Source organism: Mesorhizobium sp. M2E.F.Ca.ET.219.01.1.1, assembly GCF_004016445.2.
Classification (GTDB): domain Bacteria; phylum Pseudomonadota; class Alphaproteobacteria; order Rhizobiales; family Rhizobiaceae; genus Mesorhizobium.
In genome coordinates this window covers 43,630-61,437 of record NZ_SADT02000001.1, presented here as the reverse complement: position 1 = coordinate 61,437, position 17,808 = coordinate 43,630, and the positions used below count along the sequence as shown (strand labels likewise).

Annotated in this window: 15 protein-coding genes; 11 read left to right on the top strand and 4 right to left on the bottom strand. The window is 62.5% G+C overall.

The genetic code is table 11. From position 1 onward, the window contains the following. Positions 1–4 precede the first annotated feature (4 nt). From EN862_RS00195 to atzF, 4 genes are read left to right on the top strand one after another with little or no spacing between them, the layout of a single operon-like run. Complete coding sequence (locus tag EN862_RS00195) at positions 5–1,534, top strand: ABC transporter ATP-binding protein (RefSeq protein ID WP_127868289.1); 1,530 nt, start codon at positions 5–7, stop codon at positions 1,532–1,534. After that, the gene (locus EN862_RS00190; protein ID WP_127868288.1) at positions 1,534–2,202 is read left to right on the top strand and encodes an isochorismatase family cysteine hydrolase; all 669 of its coding nucleotides are present in this window, start codon (positions 1,534–1,536) and stop codon (positions 2,200–2,202) included. The genes EN862_RS00195 and EN862_RS00190 overlap by 1 nt, the downstream gene beginning before the upstream one ends. Next, positions 2,195–2,545: a cupin domain-containing protein gene (locus tag EN862_RS00185; protein WP_127868287.1), complete on the top strand. Its 351-nt coding sequence runs from the start codon at positions 2,195–2,197 to the stop codon at positions 2,543–2,545. Before EN862_RS00190 ends, EN862_RS00185 begins: the two co-directional genes overlap by 8 nt. Continuing rightward, a complete protein-coding gene (gene atzF / locus EN862_RS00180) occupies positions 2,542–4,374 on the top strand; it encodes an allophanate hydrolase (protein WP_127868286.1) in 1,833 nt (610 codons plus the stop codon). Before EN862_RS00185 ends, atzF begins: the two co-directional genes overlap by 4 nt. 69 nt (positions 4,375–4,443) lie before the next feature. Here atzF and uxuA read toward each other — a convergent pair whose 3' ends face one another. Then, a complete protein-coding gene (gene uxuA / locus EN862_RS00175; protein ID WP_127868285.1) occupies positions 4,444–5,628 on the bottom strand; it encodes a mannonate dehydratase in 1,185 nt (394 codons plus the stop codon). 229 nt (positions 5,629–5,857) lie between these two features. On the opposite strand from uxuA, the gene EN862_RS00170 reads away from it, so the two are divergent. From EN862_RS00170 to EN862_RS00160, 3 genes are all read left to right on the top strand, one after another. Continuing rightward, positions 5,858–6,640, top strand: coding sequence for an SDR family oxidoreductase (locus EN862_RS00170; protein WP_127868284.1), 783 nt, complete (start codon positions 5,858–5,860; stop codon positions 6,638–6,640). 158 nt (positions 6,641–6,798) lie between these two features. Further along, entirely contained in the window at positions 6,799–7,497 is a 699-nt protein-coding gene (locus tag EN862_RS00165) for a GntR family transcriptional regulator (protein WP_127868283.1), read from the top strand. Positions 7,498–7,734: 237 nt separating this feature from the next. After that, complete coding sequence (locus EN862_RS00160) at positions 7,735–9,090, top strand: glutamine synthetase family protein (protein WP_127868282.1); 1,356 nt, start codon at positions 7,735–7,737, stop codon at positions 9,088–9,090. Here EN862_RS00160 and EN862_RS00155 read toward each other — a convergent pair. The 3 genes from EN862_RS00155 to EN862_RS00145 all read right to left on the bottom strand — a co-directional run bounded on the left by EN862_RS00155 (position 9,072) and on the right by EN862_RS00145 (position 11,836). Then, entirely contained in the window at positions 9,072–10,796 is a 1,725-nt protein-coding gene (locus tag EN862_RS00155; protein WP_127868281.1) for a recombinase family protein, read from the bottom strand. The genes EN862_RS00160 and EN862_RS00155 overlap by 19 nt on opposite strands. Then, positions 10,793–11,068 carry a hypothetical protein gene (locus EN862_RS00150; RefSeq protein ID WP_127868280.1) on the bottom strand — a complete coding sequence of 92 codons (276 nt, stop codon included), beginning with the start codon at positions 11,066–11,068 and terminating at the stop codon, positions 10,793–10,795. Before EN862_RS00150 ends, EN862_RS00155 begins: the two co-directional genes overlap by 4 nt. A 165-nt stretch (positions 11,069–11,233) precedes the next feature. Further along, a complete protein-coding gene (locus tag EN862_RS00145) occupies positions 11,234–11,836 on the bottom strand; it encodes a hypothetical protein (RefSeq protein ID WP_245519452.1) in 603 nt (200 codons plus the stop codon). Between the two features lie 131 nt (positions 11,837–11,967). Between EN862_RS00145 and EN862_RS00140 the strand changes: the two genes are divergently transcribed. From EN862_RS00140 to EN862_RS00120, 4 genes are all read left to right on the top strand, one after another. Continuing rightward, entirely contained in the window at positions 11,968–12,216 is a 249-nt protein-coding gene (locus EN862_RS00140) for a helix-turn-helix transcriptional regulator (RefSeq protein WP_127868279.1), read from the top strand. Between the two features lie 378 nt (positions 12,217–12,594). After that, positions 12,595–12,801, top strand: a complete 207-nt coding sequence (locus EN862_RS00135) for a hypothetical protein (protein ID WP_127868278.1) — start codon at positions 12,595–12,597, stop codon at positions 12,799–12,801. Beyond that, positions 12,801–13,037 (top strand): hypothetical protein, encoded by a 237-nt coding sequence (locus tag EN862_RS00130; protein ID WP_127868277.1) that lies wholly within the window; start codon positions 12,801–12,803, stop codon positions 13,035–13,037. The genes EN862_RS00135 and EN862_RS00130 overlap by 1 nt, the downstream gene beginning before the upstream one ends. A gap of 1,325 nt (positions 13,038–14,362) precedes the next feature. Continuing rightward, the coding region (locus EN862_RS00120; protein WP_135890490.1) for a calcium-binding protein at positions 14,363–17,808 on the top strand (3,446 nt) is incomplete at its 3' end.

The window sequence follows — 17,808 nt, the reverse complement described above, 5'->3', positions numbered from 1 at the left end:
GGCGATGAGCGGAACGCATAGAAAGGCGATCGGCGTCGAGACCATCGGCATGACCATGCGCTTCGGCGCCTTCACGGCACTGGACGATGTCTCCATCAAGGTGCCAGCAGGCTCCTTCCATGCCCTGCTCGGTGAGAACGGCGCCGGCAAGTCGACGCTGGTCAAATGCATGATGGGTTTCTACCACCCGACATCGGGCGACATACTTGTCGATGGACGCCAGGTCGCGATCGCCAGCCCCAGGGATGCCTCGGCGCTCGGCCTCGGCATGGTCTACCAGCATTTCACGCTCGTGCCTTCGCTGACGGGCGCCGAGAACCTGGTCATCTCGCGCGAAAAAGTGCCGGGCGTTATCGACTGGCGCAAGGAACGCGGCGAGCTTGCCGCCTTCATGAGCGGCATGCCGTTCAAAGTGCCGCTCGACGTCAAGGTGGCTGAGCTCGCCGCTGGCGAGAAGCAGAAGCTGGAGATCATCAAGCAGCTTTATCTCGGCCGCAATTTCCTGGTGCTGGACGAGCCGACATCCGTGCTCACCCCGGGCGAGGCGCAGGAAGTGCTTGGCCTGGTGCGCGGCATGACCAAGGCCGGCGACCTCACGGTGCTGATGATCTCGCACAAATTCCACGAGGTCACCGCATTCGCCGACGACATCACGGTGCTGCGCAAGGGCAGGCTCACCGGAACCGGCAAGGTCTCCGATCTCACCCACAAGGCCATGGCCGCGATGATGATCGGCGACCAGCCGATCGCAGCGCTCGACAGCCGCGCGGCGCCGAAGCCGGACGCCGAGATCGTGCTCAAGGTGAAGGCGCTGAAGGCGCCGGACCGCACCGGCCTCAAATCGATCGACATCGCCGATCTCGGCGTCCGCTCAGGCGAGATCGTCGGCATCGCCGGCATCTCCGGCAACGGCCAGAAGGAGTTCCTGGAGGTGCTGGCCGGCCAGCGCGCCCGTGATCAGGGGGAAGTCGTGGTGCGCGGCGCCGCCTATGCGGCGACGCGTGCCGAGGCGCGCGCGTTGAATGTCCGCCTGATCCCGGAGGAGCCGCTGAAGAATGCCTGCGCGCCGAAGATGACGGTCGCCGAGAACATCGCTTTCCGCACCTTCGACGTGGACGGCAACGGCAAGCCGGTGAGTTGGATAAGCGCCGGCGCCATCAAATCCTTCAGCGCCCGCCTGGTCGAGCAATTCAAGGTCAAGACGGCATCGCTCTCCTCGCCGATCGCATCGCTGTCGGGCGGCAACGTGCAGCGCGCCGTGCTCGCCCGCGAACTGACGGGCGAGGTCGACCTTTTGATCGTCTCCAACCCCTGCTTCGGCCTCGATTTTTCCGCCGTCGCCGAAATCCGCGCCCGCATCATGAAGACGCGCAATGCGGGGGCCGCGGTGCTCCTAATGTCCGAAGACCTCGACGAACTGCTGGAGCTCTCCGACCGCATCCTCGTCATGTCCGACGGCGCGCTGGTCTATGAAACTCCGATCGCGCAGGCGAGCGTGCAGACGATCGGCGAGCATATGGCGGGGCATCACTGATGGCGGAAATCGCAGCGCAGCCCTTCGCCTTTGCGTTCAAGCCCGAGACGACGACGCTCATCGTCATCGACATGCAGCGGGACTTCGCCGAGCCGGGCGGCTTCGGCGCCAGCCTCGGCAACGACGTCAGCCGGGTCACGGCGATCGTGCCGACGGTGAAGCGGCTGATCGAGGGCTTTCGCTCCGCCGGCCTGCCGGTGATCCACACCATGGAGTGCCACAGGCCCGACCTTTCGGACCTGCCCCCCGCCAAACGCGATCGCGGCAATCCCTCGATCCGCATCGGCGATGCCGGACCGATGGGGCGGGTGCTGATCGCCGGCGAACCCGGCACCGCGATCCTCGACGAGCTCGCGCCCTTGCCAGGCGAGATCGTCATCGAGAAGCCCGGCAAGGGCGCCTTCTACGCGACCGGCCTCGGCGACGACCTCAAGCGGCTCGGCGCCCGGCAACTGGTCTTTGCCGGCGTGACGACCGAGGTCTGTGTGCAGACGACGATGCGCGAGGCCAACGACCGCGGCTACGAATGCCTGGTCGCCGAGGATGCGACGGAAAGCTACTTTCCCGAATTCAAGGCGGCCGCGCTCGCCATGATCAGGGCGCAGGGCGCGATCGTCGGCTGGACGGCGACGACCGATCAGGTGCTCGAGGGAATTGCGAATGCCTAATCTTGCCTTTGCCGGCCTCGTCGACGGCGGCTGGCGCGATCTGGCGTTCGAGCCTTTCCGCGACGGGGTCACCGCGCACTGGCTGCTCAAGGGCGGCCCGGTCGAACCGTCGGTCGCTGTCCTCAAATATCAGCCGGGCGCCGGCGTGCCGCGCCACCGCCATGCCGGCCTGGAGACCATCGTCGTGCTGGACGGCACCCAGAGCGACGAGAACGGCGACTATCCTGCGGGCAGCGTCATCCTCAATCCGGTCGGCACCGAGCATTCGGTGTGGACGAAGGACGGCTGCGTGGTGCTGATCCAGTGGGACCTGCCGGTGATGATTCTGGGGGAGACGAAATGAACGACGTCCGCTTCGACATCGCCAGCCTGCACGCGGCCTACCAAAGCGGGCTTGGCATCGCCGAGGTGATCGACGCGGTGCTGGCGCGCATCACGGCGGCGGCCGACCCCGGCATCTTCATCCACCTTGCGACGAGGGCGGAGTTGCTGTCCCAGGCCGAAGCGCTCGGTCAGTTCGATCCCGTGGCGAAGCCGCTCTGGGGCATCCCCTTCGCCGTCAAGGACAATATCGACGTCGCTGACATGCCGACCACGGCGGCCTGCGCCGAATATGCCTACACGCCGGACAAAGACGCTACCGTCGTGGCGAAGCTCAAGGCCGCGGGCGCTTTTGTCGTCGGCAAGACCAATCTCGACCAGTTCGCCACCGGCCTTGTCGGCGTGCGCACACCCTGGCCGATCCCAAGAAATGCGATCGATCCCAAGCTGGTGCCGGGCGGCTCTTCGTCGGGCTCGGCCGTTGCGACGGCGCGCGGCATTGTCTCCTTTGCGCTCGGCACCGACACCGCCGGTTCGGGGCGCATCCCGGCGGGCCTCAACAACATCGTCGGGCTGAAGCCGACGGTCGGCGCGCTGTCCACGACCGGCGTCGTGCCGGCCTGCCGGACACTCGACTGCGTCTCGGTATTCGCGCTGACGATCGACGACGCCTATGCTGTGTTCTCGGTCGCCGCGGCGCACGATGCCGCCGATCCCTATTCACGCGCCATCGCCGTCCAGCCGCTTGCCACGCGCCCGCCGGTGCTGACTATCGGCATCCCGGCAAAGGCCGACCTGAAGTTCTTCGGCGACGCGTCGATGCAGGCCGGCTTCGAGGCCTCGCTCGCCGCCCTGGAAACGCTCGGCGCCAGGCTTGTCGAAATCCCGTTCGGCGACTTTTACGCCACCGCCGACCTTCTCTATGAAGGCGCCTGGGTGGCGGAGCGCTATGCGGCGATCCGAGATTTCTTCGAGGCGCATGAAGCGGCTCTCCATCCGGTGACGCGCAAGATCATCGGCGGCGCCAGGAACCTGTCGGCCGCCGACGCTTTCCGCGGGTTCTATGCCTTGCAGGCCTACAAGGCGCGGCTTGCCCCGGTCATCGCCTCCGTCGACCTCTTCTGCCTGCCGACGGCGCCGACGCACTACAGCGTCGATGCCGTGCTTGCCGATCCGATCGTCACCAACAGCCGGCTGGGCACCTACACCAATTTCGTCAATCTGCTCGACATGTGCGGCATCGCCGTGCCGACAGGGACGCGCGACGACGGCCTGCCGATGAGCGTTACCCTGCTTGCCGCCGCAGGACGCGACGGCCTCGTCGCGGCGGTGGCGCGCGATCTCCATGCCGCGAGCGGCCTCACTCTCGGTGCGACCGGATGGCGGCAATCGGGCGCGCAGGCCGTCGACGCATCGGCCGAGGATGGCATGATCGAGCTGGTGGTGGTCGGCGCGCATCTTTCGGGAATGCCGCTCAACGGCCAATTGAAGGAGGCCGGCGCCCGTTTCTGCAGATCGGCGCGAACGACGCCGTCCTACAAGCTCTATGAGCTTGCGGGCCAGACCCCGCCCAAGCCCGGACTCGTGCGGGTCGGCCCCGGCGGCGCGGCCATCGAGATCGAGGTCTGGCGCCTTGGCGCCGACGCCTTCGGCCGTTTCGTGGCCGCCATCCCGCCGCCGCTCGGCATCGGCACCATCGAACTCGACGACGGCACCTCGGCGAAGGGTTTCCTGGCCGAGACCGCCGGCCTGGCGGCGGCGACGGACATCTCGGCCTATGGCGGCTGGCGCAGCTACATCGCCAGGACGAACGAGATTCAACGCCGATTGGAGAGCGTTCCCTCCAACTGAGCGGCGGCCCGGTTCAGCGGCGACCTCGTCGGGTCAGGCTGCCACGCCAAACGCTTCGGCGTCCGCCTCTCAGGCCAACTCGAACCGCTCCACGGCGCGCATGATGCCGCGCAGCTCGGCAAGGCCCTTGAGCCGGCCGATCAGCGAATAGCCGGGATTGATCCTGGTCTTGCCGATATCGTCGGCGAGCAGATGGCCGTGGTCCGGCCGCATCGGGATGCGCCAGTCGGAGCGCCCTTCCTTTCGCCGCCGCGCCTCTTCCTTCATGAGCGCCACGATAACCGCGGCCATGTCGGTCGAGCCTTCCAGATGCTCGGCCTCGTAGAACGAGCCATCCGCCTCGCGGGTAACGTTGCGCAGATGCGCGAAATGGATCTTCGGTCCGAACGCCTCGATCATCGCGACGAGGTCGTTGTCGGCGCGAACGCCGTAGGAGCCGGTGCAGAAGGTCAGTCCGTTCGACGGGCTGTCGACCGTTCCTACGATGAAGCGCGCGTCATCGGCGGTGGAGACGACGCGCGGCAGGCCGTAGAGCGAGAAGGGCGGATCGTCGGGATGGATGCACATGCGCGCCCCGACTTCCTCGGCGACCGGGATGATCTCCTTCAGGAACCAAGCGAGGTTGGCGCGCAGTTCGGCCGGGCCGATCGCGGCGTAATCGGCGAGCGCATCGCGCATCGTTTCGCGATTGTAGGTGCGTTCAGTGGCCGGCAGGCCAGCGATCAGGTTGCGTTCTATTCTGTCGATGTCTTCGGAGCTTAGCGTCTTCAGCCGCGCTTGCGCTTCCTGCAGCCGCGCCGGGCTGTAGCTCGCCTCGGCATTCGGCCGCTTCAGCACGAAGACGTCGTAGGCGGCGAAGTCGAGCGCATCGAAACGCAAGGCGTAGCCCGTGGTCGGCAGCCGGTACATGAGATCGGTACGCGTCCAGTCAACCACCGGCATGAAATTGTAGCAGATCGTCGAGATGCCGGCCTTGGCCAGCGCCCGGATCGTGTCCCTGTACCAGCCGGCGTAGCGCTCCCGCTCAGGCGTGCCGGTCTTGATCGAGTTGTGGACGGGAATGCTCTCCACCACCGACCATGCCAGGCCCGCCGCCTCGATAATGCGCTTGCGCTCGAGGATGGCGTCGAGCGGCCAAGCGCTGCCGTCATAGATGTTGTGCAGCGCCGTCACGATACCGGTCGCCCCGGCCTGCTTGATATGATCGAGCGTGACCGGATCGTTCGGGCCGTACCAGCGCCAGCATTGTTCCATGACTTCCTCTCAAAGCATGCGTTTTGATACATGTCGGTTCTGATGGCGGCCATGCATCAAAACAAAGACGTAAAGCCGCGCCGGCCGAATCTGTTTCAGCGCGAACGCTTCAGCGTGGTTGCGATCGACCATATTGTCGGATGACAATGGCCGTCAAATCAGGGGATCGCGCCGCCTTCCGGTGAACCGCTGACAGGCGCTTTCGTCCATCATTGCAGGAGTTTTGTCCATGAACGATTTCGACGGCAAGGTCGCCCTGGTGACGGGAACGACCGGCATCGCCGAGGCAACTGCGCGCCGTCTTGCCGAGGGCGGCGCGGCGATCATCGCGCTGGGCATCGACCAGGCCGCCAATGCGATGCTGCAGGCCGAGCTCAGCCGCGCCGGCGCCGCCGCTCTCGTGCTCGCCACGGACGTTGCCGTGCCCGACCAGGTCGAGAAGGCAATCGCCGACGGCGTCGAGAAATTCGGCGGGCTTGACGTCATCGTCAATTCGGCCGCCGTGCATCCTTACGGCACGGCCACGACGACGGATTTCGAGACCTGGAACCGGGCGATGTCGGTCAATGTCGGGTCGATCTACCTCACCGCCCGTTTCGGCATTCCCGAGATGATCAAGCGCGGCGGCGGCGCCATCGTCAACGTTGCCTCGGTGCAAGGCACCGCCTGCCAGGAGAATGTCGCGGCCTACGCCACCACCAAGGGCGCCATCCACACGCTGACGCGCTCGCTGGCGCTCGACTATGCCCGAAAAGGCATCCGCGTGAACTCCGTCAGCCCGGGATCCGTCCGCACCCCGATCCTCGAACGCGCCGCCCGCGCCAGCGATCCCAACGCGGATGTCGAAGCAGCCTTCAAACGCTTCGGCGAAGCGCATCCGCTCGGCCGCATCGGCGAGCCGGAAGAAGTGGCGGAACTGATCGCGTTCCTGTGCTCGTCCAAGGCAAGCTTCTGCACCGGGGCGGACTACAGGATAGACGGCGGCCTTTTGGCGGGCATCGGGGTTCGATAACGCCGCAGTCGCAATGAACGCGGTTGAGAGGCGGACGGCGCTCCCTTGCGGCGGCGCGCGTTAACCGTCTATCGTGCCCCCAATGCCATCGGAACCTGTCCCCGCGGCGGATAGAGCGACGAAGCAGCTTTCACGACGAACGAAGTAACGCAGAGCCAATGGCCGACAAATCGCGAATCGGACTGACTGCTGTCGATACCGTTCCACTGCATGAGAAAGTCTATCTGGAACTAGTTCGGGCCCTTATGTCCGGGCAGTTGCAGCCTGGCCAGAAGCTGACCTCGCGCAAGCTCGCCAAGGAGCTCGGCACCAGCGACATGCCGGTGCGCAGCGCCTTCACCCGGCTGCAGGCGCTGCGGGCGCTGAGCCCGATGCCGAACGGCAGCGTCGAGGTGCCTCTGATCTCCGCCGATCGGTTTGCGCAATTGACCGCGGTGCGCACCGTCCTGGAGGGCACGGCGACCGAGCTCGCGACAAAACGCATCAACGGCAACAATCTGCGCGCGATCCGGCGCCACTGCGCCGAGCTCACTGAGGCCGCCCGTAATGGCGGGATCGAGACCTATCTGCGCAAGAACCACGACTTCAAATTCTCTATCTACCGCCATTGCGGCAACGAACAGATGATCTTCTTGATCGAGACCGTATGGATGCAGGTCGGGCCTTTCCTGCGGAATCTGCATATCGGCTTCGAGGACGATCTCGCCGGCATTCTCGGCATCGATTACCACGAGGAGGTCGTGGCGGCGATCGAGACCGGCGACGGCGAGCGGGCGCGTCGGGCGATCGTTCGCGACATCGACGAGGGCGCCAAGCACATCCTCGGCCAGGTGAAGTTTCCGGAATTGCGCCACTGACGGGCTGGAGCGAAGCGTGCCGATTCCAGCTTGGCTTTCGTCGGTCGGGCCGCTATGTTGCGATCGCAGATCGCAGAAAACGGACCAGAAATGCCGCCCGATATCCCAGCTAGTGACTTGAAAAAATGAAGGAAAGCCATTCGGCGCGAGCCGGAGCAGCCTCCATTAACTCATAAGCTGAAAATTGGATATCGTAGCCGACAAAGGCTACAGCACCTCAAAAACAGGGGCTGGAAATTGAGCGATGCGATCACGGACGTTTTGAACTGGCTTGAAAGCAGGAAGGATATCCAGAGCCTGCGGGCGGCGGTGTGCGACCTGAACGGCATCATGCGCGGCAAGCGCATTCCGGTCGAGCAGGCGCGCAAGGCGCTCGAAGGCAAGCTGCGCATGCCCTATTCGGCCATCGGCCTAGACATCTGGGGGGAGGACATCGAGGGCAACGCCCAGGTGTTTTCCACCGGCGACGCCGACGGGCTTTGCCACTGGACCGGACGCGGCATATTGCCGGTCAACTGGACGGCCCATCCGACCGCGCTTCTGCCGCTCTGGCTGGCGGATGACAGCGGCGCGCCCTATCTCGGCGATCCGCGCCGCGCGCTCGCCCGCATCCTCGACCGCTACGCAGCGCTTGGCCTGACGCCGGTCACCGCGACCGAGCTCGAATTCTACCTCGTCGATCCGACCTCGCAGCGGCCTGTCGGCCCCGTCTCGCCGGTCACCGGCAGGCGCCTCGATTCCGACGCGGCGCTCTCAATCGACGAGGTCGACGATTTTGAAGCCTTCATCCACGATATCTACGAAGCCTGCCGCATGCAGGATATTCCGGTCGACACCGCGATCGCCGAGAACGGCGTCGGCCAGTTTGAGATCAATTTGAACCATGTGCCCGATGCCTTGCGCGCCGCCGACGACGCGGTGCTGTTCAAGCGCACCGTGAAGGGGATCGCCCGCAAGCATGGCTTCGCCGCCTGCTTCATGGCCAAGCCTTACGGCGAACGCGCCGGCAACGGTTTTCATGTCCATTTCAGCGTGCTCGACAAGGACGGCCGCAACATTTTCGACGACGGCTCCGACCAGGGCTCCGACACCATGCGCCACGCCGTCGGCGGCCTGCTTGCCGCGATGGCGCAAAGCACGCTGGTGTTCGCGCCGCATTTCAACTCCTACCGCAGGCTGCGGCCGAGATCCTATGCGCCGACCGCCGTCGCCTGGGGCTACGAGAACCGCATGGTGGCGATCCGCATTCCGGGCGGCCCGTCGGCCGCGCGCCGCATCGAGCATCGCGTTTCCGGCGCCGACGCCAATCCCTATCTGGTGCTGGCGGCGATCCTCGGCGCGGCGTTGATCGGCATCGAGCGCCAGCTCTCGCCCGGCGAGCCGACCGGCGGCGAAGGCCAAGGGCTGACGCTCGCCAAGCTGCCGCCGGACTGGGCCTCGGCCATCGCCGCCTTCGAGGCCGGTCCCCGCGTGGCCGAGATCTTCCCGGACATGCTGCGCGACGCCTTCGTCGCCTGCAAGCGCCAGGAATTGAACACCTTCGCGCTGAATGTCAGCGACTTCGAGATCGAGACCTATCTCGAGAGCGTTTGAGGCCGGCGAACCCGGCGCGTCAGGCGGATATGCAAACGCCCGCGCGAGGCGGGCGTTTTAATTTGGTTGCGGGGACCCGCGACCCCTTTTGTCATAACATCGTCAGGTTTTTGATTTTCGTCAGGTTTGGCGAGTTCGAGGATTCCGAACAACTCGCCGCGTAGTTCGGCATGAACCTCGCCGCGCTTGTCCCCGGGCGTGAGAACGATCTCTCCGATCAACGAACGCAATGCCTCGGCGGCCGGACGTCCATCCTCGTGATCGGCGAGCGCTTGCGTGAGTTGCTCGACCCGCTTGCCGTAGAGAGTGGCGATGTTGGGATCCAGGTCGGGCACGTCAGCGGGCGCTACCGCCAGACGCGCGGTGATGTCTGCCTTCTGCCTCTCCAGGTCTTCCATTCTTGCTTTCATCGAAGGCTGGTAAAGGCCATCCTCGATCGCGGCCATGATGCCGGCGATGGCGCGTTCGATCTTGTCGAGTGCCTTGCGGTCCTGTTCGCCTTGCGCGCGGCGCTCCTGGTTGAGGCGATTGGTCTCTTGGGCATAGGCTCTGATGGCCTCGGCCACGGCATCGGCCGAGACCAGTCTTTCCTTCAGGCCTGCGAGGACTCGCTGCTCGATCTTCTCGCGCGTAATGGTGCGGCCATTGTCGCATATGCCACGGCGCTGGTGGTTGAGGCACGCATAGCGGTCTCGTGTGAACAGGCCATAGCGCCCGCCGCAGCTGCCGCAGATGAGCAAGCCGGAAAGGAGGGAGACCGGACGCTTCATGGTGTGCAGCTTCCTGGCCCGGGCCTTGCGCGTGGCGATCGCCACCGCCTCGAACTGGCTGGTGATGGATTTCTGTCTCTCCTTCACGGCCTGCCACAGATCGTCCTCGACGATCCTGAGGTGCGGCACCTCGGTGCGGATCCATTTGGCGGACGGATTGGGGCGCGAGACGCGCTTGCCGGTGGCGGGGTCCTTGACGAAATGCAGCCGGTTCCAAACCAGCACACCGGTATAGAGTTCGTTGTTGATGACGCCGGTTCCCCGGATGACATGCCCGCGCACGCTGGTATCGCCCCAGTGTCGGCCGAGCGGACCAGGAACGGCCTCCTTGTTGAGGTCGACGGCGATCGCCTTCGGGCTCTTGCCGGCGGCGAATTCGCTGAAGATGCGGCGCACGATGGCCGCTTCCTCCGGCACGATCGCGCGGTCGCCCCGGATGGGGTCGCCTTCGGCATCGAGTTTCTTCACCACCCGGTAGCCGTAGCACAGCCCGCCTCCGGCCTTGCCCTTCTCCACTCTCCCGCGCAGGCCACGATGGGTTTTGAGGGCAAGGTCCTTGAGGAACAGCGCATTCATCGTGCCCTTGAGGCCGACATGCAGTTCGCTGATCTCGCCCTCGGCCAAGGTGACGATTGTCACACCGGCGAATTTGAGATGCTTGAAGAGGGTGGCCACGTCTGCCTGGTCACGGCTGATGCGATCGAGCGCCTCGGCCAGCACCACCTCGAAGCGGCCGCGCTGGGCATCGCGCACCAGTTGCTGGATGCCAGGCCGCAGCACCGTGCCGGCGCCGGAGATGGCAGCATCCTCGTAGGTTCCCGTAACGCTCCAGCCCTCACGCGCTGCCTGCTCGCGGCACAGCCTCAACTGGTCTTCGATGGAGGCATCACGCTGGCTGTCGGAAGAATAGCGGGCATAGAGTGCGACACGGGTCATGGGGGCTGATCCTCTCTCTTGTTTCGAAGGGGTTCGCCATCCGGCCCCCTGCCCTCTCCCTCTTGGCGGCCTGGCCGATTGTCGTTGGCCGCCTGGCCCGCTTCGAAGGTCTCTCGCGCCATCTGCCGGCCGATCAGCCGGGCGATATCCAGCACCACCCGATCCAGCTTGGTCGCCACAGTGAGTTCGGGGCGTCCTTCGGCGCCGACCAGGTCGCCGTTGTCATTCGCCGGAACCAATGCCTGTGGCCCAGTCCTCGTTTCTTCTGCCATCGCGGTCGTTCCCAATGGTGGATCGACCTGCCATCAGAGGCCTCCAGACAGCGAAGGAAAGCACGAAGTTGATGTCGTAGGGCCGCAGCGTGCAATGACTTGCGCCGTGCGGTTTCGTCTCAACGACAAGGGAGGCTTGCAGGCGACGAGTAGTGAGTGATCGCGTCACAAAACTGCTACATCGCCACGGCATTCCGCCGCGTCTTCCTCTTCCAGAGCCGCGACCAGCTTGACTGCGGACTCCCAATGCCTGGCAACATCGCTCCGCGTCCTTTCCCGGCTCGGGCGACCAACCGGCAAGTCTCCCGCGATCGCCTTTAAGTCACGCAGCACCGAAGCTATGTGCGGCCAGGGGTAGTCGGTAGGATCACCAATATCTCGATCAGCGCCGACGATCATTTCCAACTTGGCGATGGCGCCGAGAAGGGACGTAGCCGCGATTTCAGGGATAGAATCCTGGAACTTGAGGGCTTCGGTCATCGCAAAGACCTCAGCCTCGCGCGCAACCGCGTACTCCCGAGGACCGCCCTGGGTGCGCGCCGTTCGCTCTTGAACTCGCGTCGGTGAATCTGCGGCCAATACCTGAATTCCGGGATTGACCAGCATTCGGCTCTCCAGCCGCTGCTGCACGCGACATAGAAGCATGGAGACGTACCGAGCCATTTGCCAATCGCTCAGAAGCAGAAGCGCGGGATCGCGTGGGGCTGCCGGTTGCAGTTCCGGGTCGTTGCGGCTTGCGGCGAGAACATTCAGCTTTTTCGCTGCCACAGCATGGTCTCCTTCCGTGCGGCAAGCTTCGCTCAGTGGTCCCAAAACCCATGAAGGAGCCGGCCCTCCGAATGTGATTTGTAGAGAATACTCCGTGGTGAAATACTCTGCAAGGCGCTGGTGTCGGATTCATGGAGATCCGAGAAGCGTTCGCGCAAAACCTAAGAGCCCTGCGGCGGGCTAGAGGCCTGTCACAGGAAGAGCTTGCGCACCGGGCTGGGATCGATCGCACCTATATCAGCGCTTTGGAACGCAACGTGTACAACGCGAGCATCGACGTCGTTGACCGACTGGCTGAAGTGCTGGGTGCGGATGTCGCAGAACTGCTGAAACGACCCTCAGCCGACCCGCAGAGATCGAAGTCTGAGCCTGACGAATAGAGAAGTTGATAAGATTATCGGACCCATGGCCATGCGTCAGCATTCCGCGCGTATTCTGCGGGAGAACGGCCTAACGCAGGAAGACGTTGGAAGCGCGCCCTGGATTCAGTTCATAGGAATGAGCTTGGCGGAAGCCGCTCGCGCGCGCGCCATTAACTGGCGCTGTAGCGTGCGAACGGCGAGCGGCTGCTTCGCGCCTATGTCGGTCGTTTGAGCAGACTCTTCCCGCATCCCAAAAGCAGTCATTCGAGTGGCAACAGGTGCCCGAGAGGGAGCGTTCTGAGATGGCGTGCGAGGGATTAGGTGCTAGACGAACACGAAATCATCGCTCGGATATACGTGGCCGCCGCGGTCCCTGAGCTATGGGGCGGTCGGGGCGTGCTCGACGTCATTGCCGAGGTGGCTACTTGCACGGACGGTGTGGTTATAGCCATCGACGATGAAGGCGTCATGCGCTGGATAACGAATGACTCTGCCGCGCCGAAGCTCGAAGTCTATTTCCGAGAGAACTGGGTGGTGCAGAATCCATACCTCGGGACCGTGCTCGCTTCAGCGAGTCTCGATTCCTTCTTGACACTGAAGTGATGTCTGCCGACGAGATGCAGGCCAGCAACTACTATCAGAATTTCATGCGGCCACAGGGCATGTATTGGCATGCGGGCACCTCAATCAAAGGTACCACGAATGACATCATCAAAGTGTCTGTTCATCGCGGCAACGATGCTGGCCCTCTGGATCCGAATATCACCGACCGCTTGAACACATTGCGCCCGCATCTGGCCAGAGCAACACTGCTGACCGCGCGGCTGCGGTTCCAATAGGTGCAGGCGGCGGTCGACGCGTTCGATCTAATCAAACTACCAACCGCGGCGATCAAGGAGGGACGGCTCGTGCTCTTCAACAAACGATTCGAGAACCCGATCCCGAAGGTGGTGCAAGACCGAACCTCACACTTGACCTTTACCCAAGTCGGCGCTGACGCTTGCTGGAGCAAACTGGTAGGGGACGTTTTCCGATCGGAGCCTCGACAGAGTTCCCTACCATGATCGCACATGTGATCCCCGCGACGGGGCCGCCCGCGACATTTTTAGTGCCGCGGACCAGTTGCTGATGATCACGTCAACCCAAGGCACGATCGATCTGGACTCTCGGGTTCTCGGGCTTTTTGACTGCGGCGGAAGCAGCGATCGCTCGGGCGTTAGTGAACGGCAAGACCAAAAATGACATTGCCGATGCGCGCAGAGTGTCAAAGGATACGGTCCGCATCCAGTTAAGGTCGATCTTCGAAAAGACTGGAGTCCGTCGACAGTCCGACCTCATTCGTGTGCTCTAAGCGTCAGCAGCTCTTTTCCGGTCGGCAAATCGGATTGATCACTGGAAGGCGGCCCTTGATGGAAAAGGGCAGCGTCGCCGTATGCCATGTTAATTCGGCCGTCACATTCATCGCCGCATCATGTCAGATCGCTCGCCTTGAACATGGACTGGTTGCGTGGGACTTCAGGCGCGAGTTGCTCTTTCGAAAGCACTTCGAGGCTGGGAGTCTTAGGGAATTTCCCAAATGAGTGATGCGCGCCGACGCGCGGTGACGGAAAGTACTATCAGAACGCCGGTACGCGGTCGGTCTACCCTCCTCCGCCCCCGCTACTTGTGAATTAAGTATTGGACTATTAACCATAACTAAGATATCGCTAATATGAGGGAAATGGGGAAGCTACCTTAACAAGGCGCGGCTCCGGAGAGATTGAGCTTTGGGTGGTTTTAAGCCGCCCGAACTGGTTACTTTTTGCCCTAGGGACGCCTCGTCCGTGGCAGCAAACTCCGAGCTACTCTCATCGCCGGGTAAACCCCATGGTTTAATCAGGCGTGTGCCATGGCGAACGGGTTGCCAAGAACCATCAAGACCGCGACGAACCGTTTCGCGCATCTGCTCCTAACAATCGTCTTGAAGGGATCCGACCAGGATGAGTTGGCCACGGGCTCGATCTTGAACTCGCGTCCTTTCAGAAACACGCCCTCGCTTTTTCGCGCTTACATCAGCCCTGAAACGATAGAAATTCTCTGTACGACCTAGCAGCTCGCTTCTTGCTAAGGCAGGAAACGACAAGCTTTGGCGGCAGTTCTGTTCAAGTAAATCCGGGAGGCAAGAATGGGTAATATCATCAATTTTGCCGAAGCATCTGGAACGATAGTGCCGTTCTCTTTTTCGGAGGACCAGCTCAGCTTCGATGGAGCGTTCTCGGCTGGCGAACTAACGCTCACGCAGCTCGGTGCGGATTTGGCTGTGACTTGCAACGGAACTACGGTCACGCTCGCCTCGGTCACCATAGACCAACTGCTGGATACAAATTTCGCCTTCGCCGACGGCAGCGTCGTGCATTTTGACACTTCCAACTCGCTGACGGGATCAGACCAAGCCGACCTTTTCTATATGCGAACCAACGGTTCTGAATCAATTTCGGCCGGCATCGGCGACGATACGATTGTTGTAGGCGATCACCTGGATCCAACCGATGCCATAGATGGCGGCGGCGGCAACGACATTATGATCGTTTCTGGCAGTCTCTCAGTCCCGCTTTCACCAACGACAATTACAGGGATCGAAACTGTCGTCTACCAGGGTGGGGGAACATTCGAAATAGTGTTGAGAGACGAGGCGGTCTCAAGCGCACTGGGCGCAACTCTTGCAGTTGATGGCTCGGCAGAAGGTCAGAATGATCACCTGATCGTTAATGGCAGTGCGGTTTCCTCGGGCAATCTTCACCTGATTGGAGGTGATGGCGCGGACACATTTACCGGAGGTGCGGGTGCCGACACATTGGTGGGTGGTGATGGCAGCGACACCATCTCCGGTGGGGGAGGCGCCGACATTATCGAAGGCGGTCTTGGCGCTGACACATTGACTGGCGGCGGTGGTAGCGACGTCTACCGGTTCGGATTCGGGATTCCGCGGAGCGAGTCCGCACCCTCCACGATAGACACGATCACTGATTTCGAAGGGTTGGGCGTAGCCGGTGGCGATCAAATCGATCTACCGAGTTTCTACGGTAACCTACCGCTAGCCTTCAATTCGGCACCGCTCCAGTTCAACTACACGCCTGGCGTTCCTTCGGGGTCATTTATGGCGCCAGATGGCTTCGCCGACATTTCCTGGCATTGGGCGACAATCGGAAGCTGGTCAGGCATCGAAATCTGGGTTGACGCCGACGATGACGGCCAGTTCGGCGAGCAGGATATGCTCATTCATTTGACGACCGCCGACCCTAACGCGAAGCTCGTCGCTGCCGACTTTTCTGACTCTCTCATCGTCTATCGCGGAACGGATCAATCCGATCCGCCCTACGACGGCACCCCAGCTGCGAACATCGCCTATGGCCAAGGCGGGGACGATGTTCTGAATGGGAACGAAGGCAATGACCAGCTTCATGGCGGTGACGGTGTAGATACGCTGAACGGTGGGAGCGGGGATGATCAACTCTTCGGAGATGCGGACGGTGACACGCTCAATGGCGGGCTGAACAACGATCTACTGGATGGTGGATCAGGCGACGACACACTGAACGGTGATGAAGGTAACGACATCCTTATGGGTGGCCTGGGAGCCGATACGCTGCATGGTGGAGGAGATGCCGACACCCTGATCGGCGGTGTAGACGTGTTTGGCAATGGAGATGACGCCACAAACAAGCTGTTTGGCGATGCTGGAAACGACACACTCTACGGGGACAGTGGCCAGGACGAACTCCACGGCGGCGACAACGATGACGTACTTGTAGGCAATGATGGTGCCGACCAGCTCTATGGGGATAACAACAACGACACTCTGCTAGGCGGAGTAGGCGACGACATCCTGCAGGGGGGTGAGGGTACAGATAAACTTGAAGGCGGGGCAGGCGCAGACACTCAGAGCGGCGACGCAGGCGCGGACGTTTTCAGGTTTTTCAACGCAGGCGACTCGAACCTTGCCGGTATCGATGTCGTGACCGACTACAACCAGGCAGAAGGCGACAAGCTCGATCTCTCCGTGGACCGCGGCGCCCCCGGGAATTTCGATGGCGGCCAACTGGTTTTCATGGGTCAACTGGAAACGGCGTTCACTGGAACACTCGGAGACCAGTTCATTCGCACCGACGGCCTGAAGGCAAGCGATATCGGCGGCGGATTCTCCCAAGTATGGTGGACGGCAATCGGCGGCCATACGTACCTTTATGCTGACATAAATAGTAATTTCGAACTCGACGGGACCGACCTTGTAGTGCAGTTGGATGGCACCTCTCCCATTCAACTCACGAAAGACGATTTCGTGCTGGGCAATTTCAAGGTGATTGTCGGCACCCCTGGTGCTGACACGCCTTTGACGCTGCCCGCCACGGACGGCGACGACATCATCTATACCGTCGGCGGCAGCGACACGGTGGACGGCCTTGCCGGTAGCGACACCGTCTACGGGGGCGACGGCAAAGACACGCTCAATGGCGGGCTTGATGGTGACCAATTGTATGGCGAGGGCGACGACGACACCCTGAACGGCGACGAAGGCATGGACACGCTCGTTGGCGGGTTGGGTGGCGATACGCTGCATGGCGGCGATGACGCCGACACCCTCATTGGCGGGGTCGATGGGCTTGGGAATGGTGGCGACACCGCGGTCAACATGCTGTTTGGCGACCTTGGCGATGATTCTCTATACGGCGATGCCGGACACGATGAACTCCATGGCGGCGGCGACAACGACACGCTGGTTGGCAACGACGGCGACGATGATCTTGAAGGCGATGATGGCGCGGACACGCTTTCCGGTGGCGCTGGTGTGGATCACCTGAGTGGCGGCGCAGGAACCGATACGCTCGATGGCGGAGCTGGTGCCGACACCCTGAGCGGCGGCACGGAAGCCGATATATTTCGCATCATGTTTGCCTCGCAATCGACGTTTGCCGCGCATGACACCCTCACAGACTTCAATCAGGGCGAGGGTGACAAGCTCGACCTCTCGGTGGCACGAGGTTCACCGGGGTACTACGATGGCGGGCCACTGGTTTTCATGGGTCAACTGGGAACCGGCTTTACCGGGGCGCTTGGCGACCAGTTCATCGGACCAGTCACTCCTGATGGTGTCTTGCAGGCAAGTGATATTGGTTCCGGGTTTTCGCAGATTTGGTGGAAGGAACTCAACGGCCACACATATCTTTACGGGGACACCAACGGCAACTTCGAACTCGACGGGACCGACCTTGTAGTGCAGTTGGATGGCACCTCTCCCATTCAACTCACGAAAGACGATTTCGTGCTGGGCAATTTCAAGGTGATTGTCGGCACCCCTGGTGCTGACACGCCTTTGACGCTGCCCGCCACGGACGGCGACGACATCATCTATACCGTCGGCGGCAGCGACACGGTGGACGGCCTTGCCGGTAGCGACACCGTCTACGGGGGCGACGGCAAAGACACGCTCAATGGCGGGCTTGATGGTGACCAATTGTATGGCGAGGGCGACGACGACACCCTGAACGGCGACGAAGGCATGGACACGCTCGTTGGCGGGTTGGGTGGCGATACGCTGCATGGCGGCGATGACGCCGACACCCTCATTGGCGG

Coding starts and splice junctions, on each gene's coding strand:
- EN862_RS00150 (WP_127868280.1), bottom strand. CDS start 11,068: ATGGCAGAAGAAACGAGGACTGGGCCACAGGCATTGGTTCCGGCGAAT.
- EN862_RS00165 (WP_127868283.1), top strand. CDS start 6,799: ATGGCCGACAAATCGCGAATCGGACTGACTGCTGTCGATACCGTTCCA.
- EN862_RS00190 (WP_127868288.1), top strand. CDS start 1,534: ATGGCGGAAATCGCAGCGCAGCCCTTCGCCTTTGCGTTCAAGCCCGAG.
- EN862_RS00140 (WP_127868279.1), top strand. CDS start 11,968: ATGGAGATCCGAGAAGCGTTCGCGCAAAACCTAAGAGCCCTGCGGCGG.
- uxuA (WP_127868285.1), bottom strand. CDS start 5,628: ATGGAACAATGCTGGCGCTGGTACGGCCCGAACGATCCGGTCACGCTC.
- EN862_RS00130 (WP_127868277.1), top strand. CDS start 12,801: ATGTCTGCCGACGAGATGCAGGCCAGCAACTACTATCAGAATTTCATG.
- atzF (WP_127868286.1), top strand. CDS start 2,542: ATGAACGACGTCCGCTTCGACATCGCCAGCCTGCACGCGGCCTACCAA.
- EN862_RS00195 (WP_127868289.1), top strand. CDS start 5: ATGAGCGGAACGCATAGAAAGGCGATCGGCGTCGAGACCATCGGCATG.
- EN862_RS00185 (WP_127868287.1), top strand. CDS start 2,195: ATGCCTAATCTTGCCTTTGCCGGCCTCGTCGACGGCGGCTGGCGCGAT.
- EN862_RS00155 (WP_127868281.1), bottom strand. CDS start 10,796: ATGACCCGTGTCGCACTCTATGCCCGCTATTCTTCCGACAGCCAGCGT.
- EN862_RS00170 (WP_127868284.1), top strand. CDS start 5,858: ATGAACGATTTCGACGGCAAGGTCGCCCTGGTGACGGGAACGACCGGC.